The sequence below is a fragment of the Pseudomonas cyclaminis genome (assembly GCF_015163715.1).
Taxonomy (GTDB): domain Bacteria; phylum Pseudomonadota; class Gammaproteobacteria; order Pseudomonadales; family Pseudomonadaceae; genus Aquipseudomonas; species Aquipseudomonas cyclaminis.
Genome location: NZ_JADDUM010000256.1, coordinates 1 through 20,839, shown reverse-complemented (window position 1 = coordinate 20,839; position 20,839 = coordinate 1). Strand labels below are relative to the sequence as shown.

The 20,839-nt window shown below is 61.2% G+C and carries 21 protein-coding genes and 1 pseudogene; 4 read left to right on the top strand and 18 right to left on the bottom strand.

Annotation, left to right across the window (positions count from 1 at the left end):
• Window positions 1-389 precede the first annotated feature (389 nt).
• From IQK56_RS26965 to IQK56_RS26950, 4 genes are all read left to right on the top strand, one after another.
• Entirely contained in the window at window positions 390-1,106 is a 717-nt protein-coding gene (locus tag IQK56_RS26965; protein ID WP_122306222.1) for a winged helix-turn-helix domain-containing protein, read from the top strand.
• 4 nt (window positions 1,107-1,110) lie between these two features.
• Entirely contained in the window at window positions 1,111-1,803 is a 693-nt protein-coding gene (locus tag IQK56_RS26960) for a YuxH family protein (protein ID WP_193863774.1), read from the top strand.
• 32 nt (window positions 1,804-1,835) lie between these two features.
• Window positions 1,836-2,393, top strand: coding sequence for a winged helix-turn-helix domain-containing protein (locus tag IQK56_RS26955; protein WP_150675692.1), 558 nt, complete (start codon window positions 1,836-1,838; stop codon window positions 2,391-2,393).
• Window positions 2,394-2,630: 237 nt separating this feature from the next.
• The gene (locus IQK56_RS26950; protein WP_122306219.1) at window positions 2,631-4,022 is read left to right on the top strand and encodes an undecaprenyl-phosphate glucose phosphotransferase; all 1,392 of its coding nucleotides are present in this window, start codon (window positions 2,631-2,633) and stop codon (window positions 4,020-4,022) included.
• Between the two features lie 57 nt (window positions 4,023-4,079).
• Here the strand turns inward: IQK56_RS26950 and IQK56_RS26945 are convergent, their stop codons facing one another.
• The 18 genes and pseudogenes from IQK56_RS26945 to IQK56_RS26860 all read right to left on the bottom strand — a co-directional run.
• Window positions 4,080-6,155, bottom strand: coding sequence for a YjbH domain-containing protein (locus IQK56_RS26945; protein ID WP_193901886.1), 2,076 nt, complete (start codon window positions 6,153-6,155; stop codon window positions 4,080-4,082).
• Window positions 6,152-6,919 (bottom strand): capsule biosynthesis GfcC family protein, encoded by a 768-nt coding sequence (locus IQK56_RS26940; RefSeq protein ID WP_193863773.1) that lies wholly within the window; start codon window positions 6,917-6,919, stop codon window positions 6,152-6,154. The genes IQK56_RS26945 and IQK56_RS26940 overlap by 4 nt, the downstream gene beginning before the upstream one ends.
• A complete protein-coding gene (locus IQK56_RS26935; RefSeq protein WP_341869554.1) occupies window positions 6,916-7,569 on the bottom strand; it encodes a YjbF family lipoprotein in 654 nt (217 codons plus the stop codon). The genes IQK56_RS26940 and IQK56_RS26935 overlap by 4 nt, the downstream gene beginning before the upstream one ends.
• Before the next feature lie 12 nt (window positions 7,570-7,581).
• Window positions 7,582-8,694 (bottom strand): polysaccharide biosynthesis/export family protein, encoded by a 1,113-nt coding sequence (locus IQK56_RS26930; protein WP_193901885.1) that lies wholly within the window; start codon window positions 8,692-8,694, stop codon window positions 7,582-7,584.
• Between the two features lie 87 nt (window positions 8,695-8,781).
• Window positions 8,782-9,021: a hypothetical protein gene (locus IQK56_RS26925; RefSeq protein ID WP_224793926.1), complete on the bottom strand. Its 240-nt coding sequence runs from the start codon at window positions 9,019-9,021 to the stop codon at window positions 8,782-8,784.
• Window positions 9,022-9,201: 180 nt separating this feature from the next.
• Window positions 9,202-10,611, bottom strand: coding sequence for a mannose-1-phosphate guanylyltransferase/mannose-6-phosphate isomerase (locus IQK56_RS26920; RefSeq protein ID WP_193863772.1), 1,410 nt, complete (start codon window positions 10,609-10,611; stop codon window positions 9,202-9,204).
• 25 nt (window positions 10,612-10,636) lie between these two features.
• Window positions 10,637-11,095, bottom strand: coding sequence for a GDP-mannose mannosyl hydrolase (locus IQK56_RS26915; protein WP_150675686.1), 459 nt, complete (start codon window positions 11,093-11,095; stop codon window positions 10,637-10,639).
• A gap of 5 nt (window positions 11,096-11,100) precedes the next feature.
• Window positions 11,101-12,309 (bottom strand): glycosyltransferase WbuB, encoded by a 1,209-nt coding sequence (locus IQK56_RS26910; protein WP_193863771.1) that lies wholly within the window; start codon window positions 12,307-12,309, stop codon window positions 11,101-11,103.
• Window positions 12,309-13,286 (bottom strand): GDP-L-fucose synthase, encoded by a 978-nt coding sequence (fcl, locus tag IQK56_RS26905; RefSeq protein WP_193863770.1) that lies wholly within the window; start codon window positions 13,284-13,286, stop codon window positions 12,309-12,311. Before fcl ends, IQK56_RS26910 begins: the two co-directional genes overlap by 1 nt.
• A 2-nt stretch (window positions 13,287-13,288) precedes the next feature.
• A complete protein-coding gene (gmd, locus tag IQK56_RS26900) occupies window positions 13,289-14,410 on the bottom strand; it encodes a GDP-mannose 4,6-dehydratase (protein ID WP_122306212.1) in 1,122 nt (373 codons plus the stop codon).
• Between the two features lie 69 nt (window positions 14,411-14,479).
• Window positions 14,480-15,415, bottom strand: coding sequence for a glycosyltransferase family 2 protein (locus IQK56_RS26895; protein ID WP_099586857.1), 936 nt, complete (start codon window positions 15,413-15,415; stop codon window positions 14,480-14,482).
• Window position 15,416: 1 nt separating this feature from the next.
• Window positions 15,417-16,376 (bottom strand): nitroreductase family protein, encoded by a 960-nt coding sequence (locus tag IQK56_RS26890; RefSeq protein ID WP_191629735.1) that lies wholly within the window; start codon window positions 16,374-16,376, stop codon window positions 15,417-15,419.
• A gap of 14 nt (window positions 16,377-16,390) precedes the next feature.
• Window positions 16,391-16,942 (bottom strand): LbetaH domain-containing protein, encoded by a 552-nt coding sequence (locus IQK56_RS26885; RefSeq protein WP_099586859.1) that lies wholly within the window; start codon window positions 16,940-16,942, stop codon window positions 16,391-16,393.
• Window positions 16,939-18,102 carry a polysaccharide pyruvyl transferase family protein gene (locus IQK56_RS26880; protein WP_193863769.1) on the bottom strand — a complete coding sequence of 388 codons (1,164 nt, stop codon included), beginning with the start codon at window positions 18,100-18,102 and terminating at the stop codon, window positions 16,939-16,941. The genes IQK56_RS26885 and IQK56_RS26880 overlap by 4 nt, the downstream gene beginning before the upstream one ends.
• Window positions 18,099-18,692: a hypothetical protein gene (locus IQK56_RS26875; RefSeq protein WP_193863768.1), complete on the bottom strand. Its 594-nt coding sequence runs from the start codon at window positions 18,690-18,692 to the stop codon at window positions 18,099-18,101. The genes IQK56_RS26880 and IQK56_RS26875 overlap by 4 nt, the downstream gene beginning before the upstream one ends.
• Complete coding sequence (locus IQK56_RS26870; RefSeq protein WP_193863767.1) at window positions 18,689-19,288, bottom strand: hypothetical protein; 600 nt, start codon at window positions 19,286-19,288, stop codon at window positions 18,689-18,691. Before IQK56_RS26870 ends, IQK56_RS26875 begins: the two co-directional genes overlap by 4 nt.
• On the bottom strand, window positions 19,285-20,580 hold the full coding sequence (locus IQK56_RS26865) for a lipopolysaccharide biosynthesis protein (RefSeq protein WP_193863766.1): 1,296 nt from the start codon (window positions 20,578-20,580) through the stop codon (window positions 19,285-19,287). Before IQK56_RS26865 ends, IQK56_RS26870 begins: the two co-directional genes overlap by 4 nt.
• Window positions 20,581-20,603: 23 nt before the next feature.
• A pseudogene (locus tag IQK56_RS26860) lies at window positions 20,604-20,839 on the bottom strand (tyrosine-protein kinase); the annotation flags it as partial.

The following is a 20,839-nucleotide window of genomic DNA, read 5'->3' as shown; positions in this document are numbered from 1 at the left end:
CTGAAGGTGGTTCGGATCGCTGATGGAAACCGTGTGGCCGAACGTGGCTCGGACCGCCTGATGGAAAACCACGCATAACCCTCTCTGTTCGAGGGGCACCCCAAACCGGCCTGATCAGCCGGTTTTTTTTTCGTCTGCACTTTAAACCCCACCCAGCGAAAAAACCGTTTGGGCTAGAATACTTACCGCGTTTTAAGAATATGCACTAGCCTATGTGTAAGTTCGCGTAAACCCCCTTGCAAAAGTCCCTAACTTCCCCGCCCCGCCCTCCAAAATAACGTGACGAATGTTAAAATTTGTCACGCTTGGCCGTAATCAATTCGATTAGTATCTAGATGCTAGCAGCGATTGAACTGACGGCCTTGCATGCCGCAAAAGGGAGTAGGCTAATGCATTTTTCCAATGTCCTCGCTATTGCACGGACTCCATCGAAGTCGGAGGACTTTCGGGAACTGATAGTTCGCACTGTACCGAATGATTTAAAAGTCGATACACGCAGCTACGGGCAACTAACCGACACTCAGGAAATTCACGCGCACTACCGTGCCATCATTATAGAAATTGATACACCCTCCGCCAGCAATCAAATCCTGGACATCATAAGAAAAACCAGAACCGAAAACCCCGGCTGCACCATATTTGTGGTGGTGACCTTTGCGTCCACCCTCAGCAAAACAAAGTACTACCTGGCCGGTGCAGACTACTGCATCAAGGTGGTAGAAACTTCCCCGGAAAAAAAGTTGAGCCTGTTCGATGCCTTTCTCAGCGAGAGCGCTCGACTGAACCAGTGCGGGCTGGTACTCGACCAGGACCGCATGTGCATCTATGGCGACGGAAAAAAACTGGAAATATCCTTTGTCGAAATGAAAGTATTGGAAGCCCTTATTCACAGCCGACTCCTTAGCCACAATGAGATCGCTGGCGTCATGGGGCTTAATACCAAGTATTACGACTCCAGAGCCTTGGAAAAGTCCATCAGTCGCCTGCGCGGTAAAATCAAGGCGCACTACGGTGAAAACATTATTCAAAACATTCGCGGCTACGGCTACAAACTCAGCCGCGGCCTTATTTGCGCCAGCCATTTCCAACCCACCAAGGAGAGGTAGCGCCGTGAATAGCGAGAAACGACCAGCAGCAGAAGCGGCGACTGTGCAGTTGGCCAGGCAGGCAATTGTCTCGCGCAGCCATGCATTGTGGGGCAGTGAAGTCAGTGTGCTGTGCCCCGGCAATCGGGAACCACGTGAAGTCGCCTACCGTGCGGCCCTACAGCACATCACCCCACGTCACCCTCCGCCGCAGGCCGCCGGCCAGCTATTCCTGCGCCTGGATCAATCGGCCTTGATGAATGAAGACATCTTCACGCAGCTGACTCACGTCGCCCTGGCCCTGGAAAAACACACGCAATACCTCACGCTCAGTATTGACAACCCACTGGACGCATTGCCCGGCCCCGTAGAGCGCCGCGCAATGGTCCGCCAACTGTATAGGCTCAAAGACCAACGCAGTATCAAGCTGGCCTACAACAACTACACACTGGATACAAAACATGCCGACCTGCTGATCGACCTGAAACTCTACGACTATATAAAGATGCCGTTTCCGGACGCCGCCCTCCGGCTGAGTTTAAACACGCGCTCCGACCTGTTCAATCGGCTCTACGACCGCATGCTAGAGCTGATAAACGCAACCAGAGCCTGCTTCATTGCCGACCATGTCGAGTTTGCCGACAGCGCAATGATGGCTAAGAACTTGCCGTTCGAATACTTTCAGGGCGGTTACTACTCCCCTGCTGACCGCTTATAAAATCCTGCATCTTCCTGATCTCGGTGGACACTATGAGCTCCTTAAAGAAATACGCGTTTAGCCCAACGCTTCCGGCCATCGCGCTGCACGACTTCACGCCCAATGCAGAGGTGTTCCGCTATGACTCAAACGCTGTACCCACGCAGACCCTTACCCTGCCTTCGCAACCCTTCAATGCGGCGCGGCCAGAATCAAGAACACTCGCCGCCAAAGCCCCCGACAACGCGCCGCATCAACAGAGTGGCGCCGACCGAACCCAGGTGTACCCCCAGGACTTCTGGCTGCTCACCCAACACGACCGGACACTGGTCAAAGGCGGCCTGCGCATCGCACTGACCACCATTGAGTCCGCCCTGATCAAAAAGATGCTGCACCATGAAGAGCGCGTGGTCAGCAAAGAAGAGTTGATCCGCAATATCGGGCGCGAGCCGGAACAGTACCGTGGCCTGGAGATGTGCCTCAGCCGCTTGCAGGAAAAGTTCAAGCGGGCCAACGACGGTGAACGTTTGTTTCGTGCGGTCAGAAACCGTGGTTATTGCCTTACACAAAAAATAAAAAAGCCGCTTGAACAGCACCCTTCGCGTCGATAAAAAATAATAACGCCAGCCCTTATGAATCACCCTGCCTATTACCACACTCTTTTACCTGCCCTTTTATAACACTCACTTTAATACCCCCCTGACCTTGTTATAAGTCGTCAGCCAATGCCCTCTGCCGTTTATTACTATCCATCGGGACGTGCTCGCGCGTGCCCGTTACTTTAGTGCGGTGAGTGCGCAACTTGATTAAACCTGCCACCACCTGTCGTTACCCCCGGGAGCAGAACCATGCTGAATAACACTAGAATGTATCGCAACCTGGCCCCCAAGGGTTTGACGTTTTGGGGCCAGTGGACGCTGGCGTCAGGCCTGGTCGTTACGCTGTTATTTATGTTGGTGTTTTTCAAGACAGGACAACTTGAGTACAACTATCGAGTGTTGGCCGCTTTTACCATACTCGCCTCTCTCCCCGCGTATAGCGTGTGCGATGTCTACAGCAAAAAGGATGCTTATGGCGTAGGCCTGGGGCGATTGTTCATGGGCTGGCTGCTGACCGTGGGCATACTGTTCGTTGTCGGTGTGGCCTGTAGCGCCAGTGCAATGTTCCCCCTGGAGACGCTGTTGCTGTGGGCGGCGGTCAGTTATCCGTTACTGGCGCTGTGTTATATCCCGCTGCACAGCCTGTCCCGGTATTACCATCGCCAACTTCACGAACGGCATAAGTCATTGATTGTGGGCACAGGCAAACTGGCCGTCGACCTGGCCAGGACCCTCTCTCGGCAAAAGCGCTCGCCACTGGTGGGGTTGGTTGGCAGCCGCGCCGAAGCGGGCGAGGATGCACAACTACAGATCCTCGGCGACCTGCCGCACCTGCCCCAACTGATCCGCCAGCATGGCATTCGCCGGCTCTACATCACCCATTCACTGCAGGAGGCCACCCACATCGAGGCGCTGTACCTCAACCTGCTCGACATCAGTGTGGATGTGATCTGGGTGCCGGACCTCAACAACATGCTGCTGCTCAACCATTGCGTGGCCGAGGTGGACGGGTTGCCGGCGATCTTCCTCAATGAAAGCCCCTTGACCAGCCGCCCCACCGCCGCCCTGAGCAAATCGTTGCTGGACAAGAGCCTGGCCCTGCTGGCGATCATCCTCCTGAGCCCGTTGCTGTTGCTGTTCGCCCTGCTGATCAAGCTCACCTCCCCAGGCCCGGTGATCTTCAAGCAGGACCGCCACGGCTGGAATGGCGAGGTGATCAAGGTCTGGAAATTCCGTTCGATGCGCGTGCATGACGACCACGAGGTGCGCCAGGCCAGCCGCAACGATTCGCGCATCACGCCAGTGGGTCGGTTTATCCGGCGCACCTCCATCGATGAACTGCCGCAGTTGTTCAATGTGCTGCAAGGGCATATGGCACTGGTTGGCCCACGCCCCCACGCCATCGCGCACAACGACTACTACACGGGGAAAATCCGCGCCTACATGGCCCGCCATCGGATCAAGCCTGGTATCACCGGGCTGGCCCAGGTCAACGGCTGCCGGGGCGAAACCGAAACCCTGGAAAAGATGCAACAACGCGTCGACATCGACCTGCGCTACATCAACACCTGGTCGTTGTGGCTGGACATCAAGATTCTGCTGAAGACGCCGTTTACCTTGCTGTCCAAGGATATCTACTGATAACACGGTTCAACTGTGGGAGGGGCACGAGCCCCCTCCACATTGTTGATCCACAATCTATTCGGTGATCTTGTCGATGTTCTTGTAGAGCAGATCACTGTCGCGCCCATCGGTCATCGAATGCAGCGAATAGGCACGATTCAAGCGTGCCCCACCATCACGGGTCAGCGGCGCCCACACCAGGTTGGCGCGACGCAGGGTCGACAGGCTCATCAACTCATCGAACGGAATGGACAGGTACAGGCCTTTGTCGAAACTGCCTTCGCCGTACTGTTCGGTGGATGCGGTGGTGCGGGTGATCCACGCGCCAATGCGCACGCCGTTGTTGAATTCCCGCGACAGGTCCAGGGTCGCGCCCCAGTCCCTGGCCAGGTAACGGCCGACGCTCAAGGCGCCCTGCACGTTGAATGGCAATGCGGTGTAGCCGGTGACATGCCCGGTGACGGTCCGGTAATCGCGCAGACTGAAGTCCTGCTCGAAACCGCGTTGGCGCACGTAATTCAGGTCGGCACCCAACGCCCAGCGCTGGCCCATCGGGCGATACAGGACTTCGCTGCCGACACCGGCATACATCGACTCAAGCAATCCCCCATAGACCATGCCGTACAGGTCCTGGTCCAGTTGCACCGCATGATTGAGCTGGAAGGTCGGCAGGGTCACATCCGACGCGGTCATATACTGGCGCAGGTCAGTACGCACGCGCGGTAAGCCGCTGGGTGCGTCGTAGGTAAACCCGTCGTAGTTGTTCAGCAGGTTGACGCTGAGCAGGCCGCTCCACCAGGTGTTGCGGGTGAAACGGTACTCGGCGTCGAGGTCAGCGGAAACCTGATAGAGCAAACCGTCCGGCCCACCGACGTTCTGCTTGTAGCCAAGGCCCACGCCATAGGTCAAGGGCTTGGGCGGCTGGGTGTAGAGCACCGTCTGTGGGCGCTGGCTGGCACGATTGACCTCCACTTGGCGATGCAGGTCCTGCACGTCCGCACGGTGGTTGACCACCTCGCGAAACGTCTCGCGTGGCACGCTGGTCTCTTCAATCGGCAGTGCGTAGCGCTTGCTGACCAGGGTGAACCAATCGATCTGGTCATTCACACTGTTATCCAGGATCCGACTGGCACGGCCCACCGCCTTGGCGCTGTAGAAGTAACGCTGCTGTTCGCCGTACACCAACAGTTCCGGCCCGCGCTGGGCGATGCGTTGCACGGTGTAGCCAGCGTTATCGTGCAGGCGCCTGGAGACCTCGGCCCAGTCCACCTGGTCCATCGGCATGGTCGGGGCCTGCGCTGGCAGTTTGGGTGCCGGCGGATCGTAGGTTTTCGCCGGCGCTTTTCGGCTGACGAAATTGGTGTGCAGGGTAATGCCGAACATGGCAGTGTTGCCGCGCTCCCAGGCTGCACTCAGATCGACCGAATCGGCCAGTTTGTAGACCAGGCCCAGGTTGATCGGCGAATCCTGGCGCAGCGGGTTGTCACGGGGCTCGCTCTGGTAGTCATTGCCTTCATACTCCAGCTTGAGGCTCAGCGGCGCCCAGGGTGTCTGGTAGGCGATGCCGCCGAACAGCGCGGGACGCCCACGAAAGTAGCCGTTGGAAAAACTGCCGGAGCCTTCGGCGGTAGGCCGTTCGTTGAAGCGATCATCCAACACGCCCAGCGGGTTGCCGAAGTCGCCACGACTGCCCAGGTAACCCCAGGCGATGCCGGCACTGAAATCCACATCACCATAGCGCTTGTTGGCCACCAGGTACTCGCTGGAAAACAGCCCGGTACCGCCCAGGTCCATGAAGCCCAGCGCCACCTCAGGCAGCCAGTGGCTTTCCTGATGCACGCGCACTTTGGCGTCGACGGCCTTGTCCTTGTAGCTCTGGCCACCGCTGAACGACTCGGCGCCATAGGGCCGATTGGTGATCGCGGTGTAGCGAAAGGTGCCCTCCAGCCAGTCCAGCGGCTGCGCCGAAAAACTGTAGCGGCTGTAGGGTTCGGTGCGGTTGGCGTTGACGCTGAGCTCGCCGGTGGGCGCCATGCGGGCGGTGGGTGTCTGCAGCAGCCCGACACCGCCGAAATCGCTTTGGGTGTAACGAGGATCGCCATGCACGACGCCACACGGCACCAGCAGCACGGCCGCAATACATAATTTCAAGGCGTGACCTCAGCCAGGGGTTGGGTGGCAAGAAATTCAGCCAATTGCTGATTGAGTTCAGGGGTGGGCGGGTCCAGGTCGTCACTGCGGATCGGCACCAGCAGCGTGCTGCCGGGTGCGGGTGGGGCGCCCTCCTCTCGGTTCCAGGGGGCGATACCCAAGCGCGTGACGTGGCCATCGGGCTGGATCAGCCACAGGTAGTCGGCGTCGGCCTGCGCCGATGGCGGGCAACCGTGGAGGTAATCGCGTGCCGGCTGCATCGGCTGGAACACCAGGCGGCATGCCGTCGTGACGGCGCCGAGCACACGCACGTCATCGGGCCTGGGCGGGTAGATCAGGCGGTCGCCATCGCTGGCCAACGGGTTGGGCGCAAAGCCCACCTCCACCGCCACCGGGTCGAGCATCGCCACCTGGCGGCCGGTTACCGGCAACGCCTGCACCTGTTGATATAGCTGAGCCGCGGTACGTGCCCGCCCTTCGCGCCCGGCGGCCAGTGCGGCCCGATGCAGGGTGTCCAGGTCAAACAACACCCCGGCCTTGAGCCGTGTCTGCTGCTCCAGCAAAGGGTGGCGCAACCAGGCTGCGCCCAGCCAGTAACCCTGGGCATCCGGTTGCGACGCGGTGATCACGTCCAGCAAGCGAGCCTCGGGCGCGAACGGGATTGGCCCCGGATTGCGGACCTCGCCACTGACCTTGATCGCCGCCTGGCAGACACTCGCACAGCAGCACAACAGCATCAGCGCGCTGAGTCGTCGAACAGTCATGGCGCATCCTTGCGGCTAGGTTGCAACTGGGTGATGGTCAGGGTCAGGTTGGGTGTGAGGTGCTGTTCGCTGTGCACGATAAAACCGTCTTCAGGGTCGACCCAGTAGCGGTTGCGCGCATGAAAATCGGCCGCCTCGATGTCTTCGTCCACCCGCAGCAAGGCATAGGATTTATCGAGAATATCGAGGGTCTCCATGCCCTTGCGCGTCATGCGGCTGTGGACCGTGACGCCGAGGCGATAGCCGTCCACCACGTCGGTCTGCCGCGTACTGCGATAGCCATCCGGCACACGGTGCAGCCCCTGCTGGAACGGCGACCGGCCCTGCCACCGCGTGCCATCCAGGTCAGCCCCCAGGCCCACTGTGCGCACCACCAGCCCGTCGCGCAGCAGCAGCACCTGCTTGCCGGAAGCGACCCAGAATTGCAGGTCGCCACGCTGGCGAATCAGCGCCATCACCCCTTCGCCGGACACCGTGCCGACCTTGATCTGGGGGAACGGCACCGCGTCCACCTGGGCCTGGGTCAGCACCAGCGGCGCCGGCCCGACCACAGCCGCCTTGAAGGTATCGAGGGAGGCATTCATCAATGGATTACAGCCAGCCAACATCCATGCCACGCCCACACAGGAAGCGATTTTCAGACTGTTCACGCAGGTTCCACCCTATCGGCTGCTGGCTTCGCTCAGGTTGTTCTGAGTGGATGCACCAATGCCGATGATCGAAGCGGACGGCACCAGTTGGCTGATAAAACGGTTCCAGCGCGTGATATTCGCGGGGCCGACAAACACCACATCCTGGGGCTGCACGTCAAAACGCGTGGCCAGGGCCATGGCCGAAGGCGATGCGGCTTCCAGCTGGAACACCTTGGCCGGCGCCACGTCGATGTGCTGTGCGCCGCGAATCACGTAGATGGCGTCTGCATTGGAGGTGTTCTGGTTGACCCCGCCCACCGAACCCAGCACGTCGGAGAGGTTCATGCTGCGGGTCTTGAAACTCAGCGCACGGGGCTGCATGACTTCGCCCATCACGTAGATGCGCTTGCGGTCGTTGTAGGCCAGGTACAACTGGTCACCGTCCTTGAGGTAAACCTCGTTCAAGCGCGACGCGTCGAGGTTGAGCGTGTCCAGGTCCAGGCTGTAGCGCTTGCCGCCACGGGTAAGCGTGAGGTTCGACAGGTCGGCATTGATCGGATCGATACCGGCCACACCCAGGGCTTCGCTGACATTCATGGCGATGGTGGTGATCGGCAGCGGGCCGGCCTTGATCACCGCACCGCTGATCACCACTTTCTGGCTGGCAAAACGCAATACGCTGACATCCACCTGAGGGCTGTCAATGTACTGACGCAGCTTGTCGGTGATCTCGCTGCGCAGCGCTTCAATGCTGCGGCCCTTGGCAACCACCTCACCCACATAGGGATAGAACAGATTGCCCTCGGGGCTGACCAGCCGGCCGTTGGCATCGATCTGCTGTTGCGGGCCGGACGGCGCGGTGAGCTCCGGGTGATCCCACACCGTGATATACAGCGCATCATTGGCGCCGATCAAATACGGGCCGGGTTTATAACTCAGGAGTTCCGCCGGAATGGAGTAAGGCACTTGAGTGGCGGCGTCCATCGCCAACAACTTCGGGGTAATTGGAATTAACTCCACGCGACTGTTTCCAGCCCCACCCTCTTCAGTCAGGGCGGCGGTATCCATATATTGACCCGGTGCAAACATGCAGCCTTGCAACACGGCGGCGGCCACGACAGCCATAGAAAAAATACGCATCATAGTGTTGGAACACTCGCGATAAACGACAAGAAAAAAAGACCACTTGGGCGGGGAATCCAAGCGGTCTTAAAAGCGGAAGGTGTGTAACTAGTTGCTGGTACCCGTAGTGCCAGTGGTGCCGGTGGTACCCGTGGTGGTGCCGCCATTGGAGCTGCCACCGCTGTTTGAAGCGGCCGCAACTCCCGCCACGAGGGCAGCGCCAACCAACAGCGTTTGCCCCACCGTCACGCTCCCGACCACTGCGGTATCCAGCCCCAACGGCGTCTCGGCGGCCATCGCCGAAGTGCTCAAGACACTGAGCGCTATAATAGCCAGTGATATTCTCATCTCAGACTCCTTATCATCAGTGAGCAGGCAAACCGATAGTGCCATCCAACTAAACAGCACGCCAGACTGATAACTTTCAACCCACTTAGTTGAAAATAACGTTTTCCCGACGAAGCCCCCGGTGCTCAATGCGTTGAGCGCCTCGAAGTTATTTAAAACGTTATTAATTGTCGGAAAACCTCACGCCCTGCCGTACTTGTCTTCAAACCGCACAATATCGTCCTCGCCCAAGTAAGAACCCGACTGCACCTCGATCAATTCCAACGGGATCACCCCCGGATTTTCCAACGCGTGCACTTGGCCGATGGGGATATAGGTCGACTGGTTTTCCGCCACCAGGTAGGTCTGTTCGCCATTGGTGACCTTGGCCGTGCCACTGACCACGATCCAGTGTTCGGCGCGGTGGTGATGCATCTGCACCGACAGCTTGGCCCCCGGATTTACGGTGATGCGCTTGACCTGATAACGCGGGCCATTGTCCACCGAGTCGTACATGCCCCACGGCCGGTACACTTCGCGGTGGTTGAGGTGCTCCTGGCGCCCGGCCTGCTTGAGCTGGTCGACAATGGCCTTGACCTGCTGCACCTGGTCCTTGTGCGCCACCAGCACCGCGTCCTTGGTTTCGACGATGATCAGGTCCCGCACGCCCACCGTGGCCACCAGCCGGCTGTCGGCGTGTACGTAGGTGTCGCGGGTGTCCAGGGCCAGCCCATCGCCGCGTATCACGTTGCCGCTGGGGTCCTTGTCACTGGCCTCCCACAGCGCCGACCAGGAGCCGATATCACTCCAACCGGCCTTCAGCGGCACCATCACCGCGTCGTCGGTTTTTTCCATCACGGCGTAGTCAATGGAGTCATCCGGGCACGCGGCAAATGTTGCGGCGTGCACGCGGGTAAACGGCTGATCCTGGCTGCCGCCTTCCAGCGCCACGCGGCAGGCTTCGAGAATCGCCGGCTGGAAACGCTCCAGCTCTTGCAGGTAACGGCTGGCGCGAAACATGAACATACCGCTGTTCCAGTAATGCGCACCGCTGGCCACATACGCCGCAGCGGTGACGGCGTCCGGCTTCTCGACGAAGCGCTTGACCCGGTACCCCCCCTCGCCCGCCGCCGCGCCCTGCTCGATGTAGCCGTAGCCGGTGTGTGCGCTGGTGGGGGTGATGCCGAACGTCACCAGCTTGCCGTCCCGGGCGAACGCCAGCGCCACTTCCAGGCTGGCGTGAAAGGCCGGGATGTCGTCGATCAGGTGGTCCGCCGCCAGCACCAGCAGGATCGGGTCCTGCTGTTCGGCAAGCGCCTTGCATGCCGCCAACGCAATGGCCGGGGCGGTGTTGCGCCCCACCGGTTCCAACAGGATGCTGGCTTGCTCCATGCCCAGATGACGCAATTGCTCGGCCACCAGGAAACGGTGCTGTTCATTGCAGATCAGCTGCGGCAACGCCACGTTTGCCCCGCTCAGGCGGGTGATGGTCTGCTGCAGCATCGACAGGTGCGCATCGGTCAGGCACAGGAACTGCTTGGGGTTCAACTGGCGAGAAAGCGGCCACAGGCGCGAACCCGAACCGCCTGCCATGATCACGGGTAATAACATCAGGACATCCTCGGAAAACACAGAGTCAGAAATAGGCGCGGGTGTGTTCATGCACCCGCGGGCTGATGCGCAGTTCGTCCTGGGACCACCAGCGGTACTGCTGGTGTTGCGCCGTCGGCGGTTGCAGGGCTTGGCCCTCGGCCAGCTCCAGGCAGTAGCTGAGCACCACATAATGGGTGTCCGGCCCCGATCCGGCGTTGGCAAACACACTGTCATCGTAGAAGTGCTCGAACACCCCCAGCAGCCGCGCCTCGGCACGCTCGAATGTGCGCCCCAGTTCATCGCGGGTGACGCGGCGGAATGCACTGTCGAAGTTTTCGTTTTTCTGGATCCGCCCGCCAGGCACAAACCAGTAACCGTAGGCCGGCCGATTGACACGCAAGCCCAGCAAGGCCTCGCCACGGGCGTTTTTCACCACCAGGTCGATGGCCACCAGCGGCGTCGACGCGACGACCGTATGGAAGGTCGGTAAATCAAGCCACATACCCATCAAACCTGTGCCAGAAAACGTTGCAGAATGCGTTCCTTGTCGAGGAACTCCTTGGCATAGTTCAACGCCACCTCATTGCGTGCGGGCAATGCCAGCGCCCGTTCAATGCCTGCGTTCAGGGCCGCGACGGACTCCGGTTCGATCAGCACGGCAATCCCCGGATGTTCCTCGCACAAACGGCCGAGGGTGGTGCCAGGGTCGGCGGTGATGATGGCGTGGCCGCCCACCGCCAGGATGTTGGTCAACTTGGAGGGCAACACCGAGTCCGCCACCCCGCGCTTCTGGATTACCAGGTGCGCGTCGGCCGAAGCCAGCAGCGCCGGCAAATCCTCGTAAGCCTGCAACGGCGCAAACACCACATTGTGCAGGCCGTCGCGCTGCACACGCTCCAGCAGGCGCGCCTTGCCGGTGCCCTGGCCGACGATCAGAAACACCAGCTCCGGGCGATGAGCAAGGGCCTGGGCGGCGTCGAGGATCAATTCCACGCCTTGCTTCTCGCCAATGTTGCCCGAGTACAGCAACACCCGCGTGCCGGGCGGCACACCGAGGCGCTCCAGCAGCACGCCGTTGCGGGGCACTTGGCGAAAGCGCGTGGTTTCCGACCAGTTGGGGAAGAACAACAGCCGCTGGCTGCGTACACCTTTGCCACGGGCCTTGTCGAGCATGCCGCTGGAGATCGTCGAGACCCGGTCAAAGCGGCGCAACAGCCAGCGCTCAAGCGCAAACGCCATCCGCCGCAACAGCGTGCCGCCGCCGATGCCCAGACCGAACATCGCGTCCACTTCATAGTCCTGGATATGCAGTACCGAACGCGCGCCACTGAGCTTGGCCAGCAGTAGCGCCTGGGGTGCACAGAACAGCGTCGGCACCACCAGGATCACCAGGTCCGGCCGCCAGCGCAGTTGCCCCAGCACCGCGAAAAACGAGCTGGCGGAGAAGCTCATCAGGTGCAGCAAGCGCGTCAACGCCGTGGGCTGGCGCGGCACATACAGCGGGCAGCGAATCACGGTCACACCGGCATCCTGCTCGGTACAGAAGTGCCACGGCGAATAGCCCTCGCCCACCGCCCAATGCGGGTAATACGGCGGCGCCGTGACGACCCGCACGTCATGTCCCTGACTCGCCAACCAGCGCGCCTGCTCGCCGCTGTACTTGCCGATGCCCGTCAGCTCCGGGCTGTAATTGATGCCATACAGAAGGATCTTCATCACAGGCCCCGCGGCTGTTCGAGGGCTGCAAGGTAGGCGTTATAGGTATCGCGCAGGCCCTCCTCCAGCGGCACGTAGGCCTCCCAGCCGAGGGCGTTGATACGGCTCACATCGAGCAACTTGCGCGGCGCACCATCGGGCTTGCTGGCGTCGAAGCGCAAGCGCCCCCTGAAGCCGGTGACCCGCACCAGCGCCTGGGCCAACTCGGCGATGGTGCAATCGGTGCCGGTGCCGACGTTCAAATGCGAACACATCGGCTGGGTGTGCTCGCGGTAGCGTGCCTGGCTCAGCTCCATCACATGCACACTGGCCGCCGCCATGTCATCCACGTGCAGGAACTCACGTCGAGGTTGGCCACTGCCCCAGATCAGCACCTCGTCATCCCCGCGCTGCGTCGCCTCGTGGAAGCGCCGCAGCAAGCCGGCGATGACATGGCTGTTGTGCGGGTGGTAGTTATCGCCCGGGCCGTACAGGTTGGTCGGCATCACACTGCGGTAGTCACGGCCGTGCTGGCGGTTGTAGCTTTCGCACAGTTTGATGCCGGCAATCTTGGCCACGGCGTAGGGCTCGTTGGTGGGTTCCAGGGCGCCGTCGAGCAACACCGCTTCGATCATCGGTTGCGGCGCATTCACCGGGTAAATGCACGACGAGCCGAGGAACAACAACTTCTCCACGTCATGGCTGTGGGCTGCGTGGATCACGTTGGCCTGGATCATCAGGTTCTGGTAGATGAAGTCCGCCGGGTACGTGGCATTGGCGTGAATCCCGCCGACCTTGGCGGCGGCCAGGTACACCTGATCCATGCGGTGCTTGGCGAAATACGCGTGCACCGCCGCTGAGTCGAGCAGGTCCAACTCATCGCGGCCCGCCGTGAGGATCCGGGTGTACCCCAAGGCCCACAAACGCCGCACGATGGCCGAACCGACCATGCCGCGATGGCCGGCGACAAAGATCCGCGCATCAAGATCACGAGCCATGCTCAGTTCTCCACGGCAATCGGTGCGTCGTGGCCATGCAGGCGCAACAGTGCATGGCGCTGGGCGATCTTCAAGTCTTCGCGCACCATCTCTGCACACATCTCCTGGGCGCTGATTTCCGGCACCCAACCGAGTAAGCGCTTGGCTTTCGCGGGGTCGCCCAACAGCGTCTCGACCTCGGCCGGGCGGAAGTAGCGCGGGTCCACCCGTACAATCACATCCCCTACCAGAATGCCCGGGGCCAGGTCGCCATGGACCTGCTCCACCACTGCCACTTCCTCCACACCTTTGCCGACAAAACGCAAATGCAGGCCCAGTTCCGCCGCCGACCAGCGAATGAAGTCGCGCACCGAATACTGCACACCGGTGGCGATCACAAAGTCCTCGGGCGTGTCCTGCTGCAGCATCATCCACTGCATGCGCACGTAGTCCTTGGCATGGCCCCAGTCGCGCAACGCGTCCATGTTGCCCATGTACAGGCACTGCTCCAGGCCCATGGCGATGTTGCTGAGGGCGCGGGTGATCTTGCGGGTCACAAAGGTTTCACCGCGACGGGGCGACTCGTGGTTGAACAGGATGCCGTTGCACGCATACAGCCCATAGGCTTCGCGAAAGTTCACGGTGATCCAGTAGGCGTACAGCTTGGCCACCGCGTAGGGCGAACGCGGGTAGAACGGCGTGGTTTCCTTCTGCGGGGTTTCCTGCACCAGCCCGTACAGCTCGGAGGTGGAGGCCTGGTAGAACCGGGTCTTCTTTTCCAGGCCCAGCAGACGGATGGCTTCGAGGATGCGCAAGGTGCCCAGGGCATCCACGTCGGCGGTGTACTCCGGTGAGTCAAAGCTCACGGCCACATGGGATTGGGCGCCGAGGTTGTAGATTTCGTCGGGCTGGATCTGTTGGATGATACGCGTCAGGTTCGACGAGTCCGCCAGGTCGCCATAGTGCAGTACCAGGTTTTTATGCAGGGCCTGGGGGTCCTGATAAAGGTGATCGATACGCTGGGTATTGAACGACGACGAACGCCGCTTGAGGCCGTGCACGGTATAGCCTTTTTCCAGCAGCAGCTCCGCCAGGTACGACCCATCCTGACCGGTGATCCCGGTGATAAGCGCAACTTTGTTCATGTCTGTCTCCCAATTTATAGGCGAGCGAGGGCCGACACCCAGACTTGGGTGTTTGTTGAAAACGCTCGGTTACTTCGGTGTGGGCAGGTTCAAGTTATGGCCGGTCAACTTTGAGAGTTCCCGGACAATGGCTTCCTTATCGTTTAAATGGGCAATCGCGGTTTCCAGTTCCAGCACTTTGGCGCCCACCAGAAAGCGGTACCAATAGCCCTGGAGCAGGTGATAGACCAGGCCGCTGCGGCCATCGAGAAACCCCAGCTGGATGATGTAGCGCCACAGGAAATACGCGGTGGAACTCACGGTGAACGGCACCCGGTTGTACAGGCGGTGCTTGACCAACCGCTTGGTCTTGGCCTGCAACGAACTCTGCCCGGCGTGCAGGTCGTCGCGGATCACAAACAAGCCCAGCCGCGCGTTCAGCACTTCAATCGCTTCACGGGTGGCGTACTGGTTGTGCTTGTGGGTGAAGAAGGTCAGGTCATGCAGGTTGTGGTCGGCAAAACCGCCTTCCAGGGTGATGGTGCGGCCCTCGGCCACCGAGATGTGCTCGTCCATCCAGCGGTCTTCGATACGGCCCTTCCCGGTGCGCCACAGCCGCAGCATCTTCAACGGGTAGCGGCCGCCATGGCGTACCCAGCGCCCCATGAAAATATGCTTGCGCTTGAAGTTGATGCCGGTGACATCGTTTGCCAACAAAGGCAGTCGCGTATTGATTGCGGCGGCCAGGTCAGCCTCGATGATTTCATCGGCGTCCAGGCGCATCGTCCAGTTGCCGGTGATCGGCAGATGGTCCAGCGCCCACTGGAACTGTCTGGCCTGGTTGACGAACGGGTGCTGCACCACCAGCGCGCCGTGGCGCCGGGCGATGTCACAGGTATCGTCGCTGGAGAACGAATCGACCACCAGCACTTCGTCGCTGAAGGCACGCACCGACTCGATGGCCCGGGCGATGTGCAGGCTTTCGTTGTAGGTGAGGATGATCACACTGACGGTTTCTCGCTTCATCTCAACCACCGTGCAGTTGCAGGACTTCGGTGGTGAGCCGGCGCGGTGAACGCGCGGCCCGGAAATGGCTTTCCAGGGGCAAGCCCACGGCGATCATCATGATCAGCCGCTCGCTGGCCGCGATAGCGCCGATGCTGCGGATTTTCCGTTCCACCGAATTGAGGATCGCCAGGTTCAGCGGGCACGCCCCCAGGCCGTTGGCATGGCAGGCCAGCAACAGCCCCATGGAGAACAGCGCGCCATCGACGTAAAGCTGGTTGCGCTGGCCGGCGCCGCCCCAGGCGGTGACTTCCGAAGTGACCACAAACAGGTTGTCCACCGACTGTGCAAAACCGCGCGAACCGCCTTGCAACTCAAGCAACTGCGCGATCACGGCGCGGTCCTGGTACACATGCACCCGCGACGACTGGCGGTTGCATTGCGAAGGTGACGACTGCGCCAGCTCCACCAGCGAGGTGAGCAAGCCACTGTCAATCTTGCCGGCCTTGAACATCCGGCAACTGGAGCGCGATTGCAGGAACGCCTTGGCGTCCAGCCCGCCATTGCCCAGCCACGGCGCGGCGCGCTTGATACCGCCGGTGCCGGCGGTGCCGTCGCGCTTGAGGTGCTCGACATAGGCGTCCAGGTAAAACACAAAATCGTCGCTGATGCCGAGCATGCGATGCAGGTCCAGGTAGCCCTGGAACGCGCCGAGGGCCATCTCCAGCGGCAACGCCGAATAAGTGCGGTCGTACTCGTTGAGCATGTGGATGATGCCGTTGATCTTGTCCTTGCCGAACAGCGGCTTGGGCTCCTTGAGGGACAGGCCTTTTTCCACGGTGTGGGTTTCAATGAGGATCTTGTAGAACAGCTTCTTGTTGCGACTCTCCAGCGGCGAATAGCCGTTGTGGCGCATAAACGTGAGCATGTCGCGAAAAAACTCGCTGACGAACAACATCAACTTCCATGCCTTATCCATCATGCGTTTCACCTGTTTCATAGTGCGATGTCTCTCGGTTTGAGGGCGCGGCATGGCGCACCGACGCAAATCATCCAGGCCGGCAGGTCGGCGGTGACCACCGACCGCGCCCCCACCACGCAGCCTTCTTCCAGCACACAGCCGGGATGGATAAACGCTTCGGCAGCGACCCACACGTGGTCCTTGATCACAATCTCCCGGGTCACCAATGGCCGCAGCAGGCTGCGGGTGTCATGGGTGCCGGTGCAGAGGAAACTGCGCTGGCTGATGGTGACCTTGGAACCCAGGGTGATCCGCGCCATGGCGTACACATCCACCCCGTCGGCGATGGCGGTGTAGTCGCCGATCTCCAGGTTCCACGGGGCCCAGATGCTGCAGGTGGGTGCAATCCGGCACCCCTCGCCGATCCTGGCGCCAAAGCAGCGCAGCAACCCGCGCCGCCAGCCATGCAACATCCAGCGCGGCGTGGGGCGAAACAGCAGTTGGTAGACGATGCCCCACAACAGGCGTCGGGCCTTGTCACTGTGGGGCAAGGTGTCCACGTACTTGAGTTGGGCGAAGTCGCTCATGGCTGGAGCGCCGCCAGCTGTTCCAGCAAGTAGCGTTCGCCCACCTGCTGCAATGCCTGGCGCCGGGCGCTGACGGCGACCCAGTCGATGGGCTCGGCAATCAAGCGTTGCACCTGGCCTGCGTCGTCCGCCGGCAAAAACCGCTGGGACAGTTCAAGCTTCTCCAACAGATTGCGCACCCGCGCGTTGAGCGAGGCCTTGGTGCCCGGCAGGCCCACGGCGATAAACGGCTTTTCGAAAATGATTGCGAACACCGTGGCATGGAACGAGTTGGTCACCACGTAGGCGCTGTCCTTGAGCAACTTGAGCCAGTCCTGCGGGCCGACCTGCACGGTCTCGCCGATCTGGCGCCAGCGTCGGTGCGCGTTGTACGGCGAGACGATCGGTCCGGCCACGTGGCGGGACACCGCCTGGGCCACCTCACGCACGCCCACGCCGGTGCGCAGCGCATAGCAGAACACGTGGCCGGTGCGGGTCTGGCTGGCGGTGGCGAGCAGCGCTGAATAATCGCGGTGCAGCAGCGTCGGATCGGGCACGCAATGGGCGGCCAACCCGGCGACCTGCTGCACGATGGCCACCCCGCTCTCTTCGCGCACACTGATCGCCGACAGTTGCTTGAGCAGGCCTTCGGCTTCGGCGTGGTACTCGGGCTCCAGGTATTCCTTGCCGAAACTGGCGGCGTAGGAAATGCGTCGAGTCGCCTTGTCGCAGTCGAACGCCAGGAAGTACGCAGGGTCCAGGCCGGTCTGGCCCGAGGGGTTCCAGATCTGGTCACTGCCCGCCACCAGCAACTGCTGGCCGGCAACCGCCTGTTTGAGCTGCGCGGCGGTGGCGTAGCGCGGCGCCTGGATATTCAGGAAACGCGCCTTGAACGCCTGGAATTGGCGCGACTGGACATTGGGCCCCAGCACCTCGGTTTTCAACGCCAGGGCCTTGAGGTACAGCGCCTTGAGGTTGGCCTTGAGCTGGCGCGGGTTGAACAGTTGACGCAACTCGCTGCCGTCCTCCACATAGGCCGGGTGGTAGTTGATCAGGCTGACCTGCAAGCCCTGCTGTTGCAGCCAGCGCTGCAACGCATAGGCTTGCAGCACGGCGCCGAAGTTCTCGCTGAAGTGGTAGGTCAGTATCCCGGCCTTCACGGGGCGTACAGATGCGTTCATGAACCAGCCTGTCTGAGTGAGGAATGGATTGGGCGCGCCGGCGGGCGAACGGCCTGGCGGGCAGGCGCGGCCGTGTTGAGCAGGCCGATAAGCATCGACCACACCAGCAAATAACTGCCATCGAAGGTGGTGAAGAACTGGTAGCTGGTCTTGAACGAAAAAATCAGCAAAATCGCCACCACCGCCAGCGACACCGGAGTGCGTGGCAGGCCGCTGAACAGCAGGCAGAACAGCGTCACACCGACGACGCCCAGCTTGGCGGTCACGCCCCAGTAGCCGTTCTCGATATCGAACTTGGAATTTTCGAACCAGCGCTCGTCATTGGTCGGCACGCCGGGGGTCAATTGCTTGGCCAGGCCATTGCCAAGGAACACCGTGGCCGGGTTGTCGAGGAACGACTCCTTGGCGTGGGCGATTTCGAAGGCGCGGGTGACGTCTTCGCCCTTTTCCTCGAACAAGTACGTGGCAAAGCGCGACACCGCCAAGGGGCTGGCATAGAACGTCAACGTGCCCAGGGCACCGATGGCCACCACCAATACCGCCAGGGACTTGACCTTGCGCTGCGTGATTGCCGACAGCAGGATCATCACGCCATGGCCGCGAGGATGGTCTTGGAGCCGGCCGCCAGCAGTGTGACGGCGATGATCAGCATCAGGCCGATCTTGCGTTGGCAGCAGGCGTAGAAGAACAGCAGCACGGCCGAGCTGGTGGGGAACAACATGATCCGCCCCACTTCGTCGCTGGATTTGGAGGCGGCATTGGTCAGGTCGATGCCCACCCCGTACAGGCTGACCTGCAACAACTGGCCGAGGGCGAAGAGGTAAATGATCCGCTCGATAATCCGTCGATAGCCAGGGCTATGGGCGCGGGCGATGTTCTCCACATTGGCCTGCACATAGCGGTACCCCGCCAACAGCAGCACAAAATAGAAAAACGGAATGCCCGAGCGCATGAACTGATACAGCGAAATCTTCGCCCCGCTGCTCACCAGCACCTGCAACACGCTGGCGGCAATCACCAGTGCCAGCAACGGCAGCGCCCGGCTGAACCCGCGCAACCCATACACCACGAACGGCAGCAACAGCAGCAGCGCCAACGGCTGCGACAGGTTATTGCTCAACGCCAGCGGCAACGCAAAAAACGTCAGCGGCAAGTACAGGGTCAGGCGCGCCTGGGACAGCATCATGGGCCCACCTCCCCGACGCGAATCACCCGCAGGTAGACCAGCACCACCAACTCCGGCATTGCCAGCAACAGGGACGCGCCGAGCAGTGGATCGATGTGTGCCCTGCCCGCCAGCCACAGCAACAACGCGGCCAGGCTGCTCAAGGCGTAGATCACCGAGGTGCGCGTATGGCGATTGGTGGAAATCAGCATCGCCGCGAGGATGAACCACGCCACGTTGAGAATCGTATGGGCGCCGATCAGCGCCAATGACACGCGATCCACCTGCACCAGGCCATGGCTCCACAGCGTAATGATCTGCGGCCCGGCCCAGATGCCTGCACCGTACACCAGCACGCAGAGGGCCAGCACCATTGAACTGGCGCGCTGGGTAAAGCGGCGCGCCTGGTCGAATTGCCCGCGCCCGGCCAGGCGTGATATCTCCGGCGTGAGCGCATTGCTGCAGGTGATGCCCAACTGGATGATCAGCCGCATCAGGGTGCGAGCCATGGTGTAGCCCACCACCACTGCCGGGCCGGCGATCTGGTTGAGCACTTGCAGGCCGCCTTGCAGGGTAATGGCTTGCGCCAGCGGAATGGCTGCACTGCCCACTGCGGGTTTCCAGATACCGCGAAACTCGGCCCACGACGCCGAGCCCAGCCCCAGCAACGGCCAGGGTGAAATACGCCGCACAAACAGGGTCACCAGCAGCAGGAACAGCACCTGGCTGAAAAACATGCCCTGGGCCAATTGCAGCTCCGAGCCGCCGAGCAACAGCACGCCGATCGACAACACAATGTCCAGGGTCCTGCGGTTGGCCATGATAAAGACGCCACCGACAGTCCTGTCGATGGTACGGAACCACGCGTCAATCGGCCCTCCGAGCAGCCGCGTGCACAGGTAGCCGGACATGAACACCACCACCAGGCTCGCTTGCTCGGGCGCCAGGGTCTTGAGCCTGAGCAGCGTCACCCAGTCGAGCCACTGGCCAAGGGTCAGGGCGAACAGCAGCACCAGCGCCACCACCGCCAGGGTAAACGCCAGCGCGGTCTGTACACTGCGTCGCGCACCGGGCACATCACCCTGGCTGGCGCGCAACGTGGCACTGGTGGCGGACGCCTGGGCGACACCGAAATCAAGCAGGCTGAGCATCGACGGGATACCCGTGAGCACCAGCCAATCGGCATAACGCCCGGTGCCCCAGGCATGCAGGAAGAACGGCACCAGCACCAGTTGTGCCGCCAGCGTCACCAGTTGGGTGTAGCCATAACTGAGCACGTTGAGGCGAAAGCGGCGCGACAGCGAACGGGGCATTTCAAGCGCCTTGTTCATCGGCATCAGGCCTTGTCGGACTGGTAGGCGTAGCTGTAGTAGCCGTAGTCGCCATAGCCGTAGCTGGCGGAACGACGCTTTTCCACGCCGTTGAAAATAGCGCCCTTGAGCTCGATGCCGTTTTGATAGAAACGGCGCAGGGTCAGCTCGATTTCCTTCGCCGAGTTCACCCCGAATCGCGTCACCAACAGGCTGGTCCCGGCCTGGCGCCCGATAATCGCGGCGTCGGTCACCGCCAGCA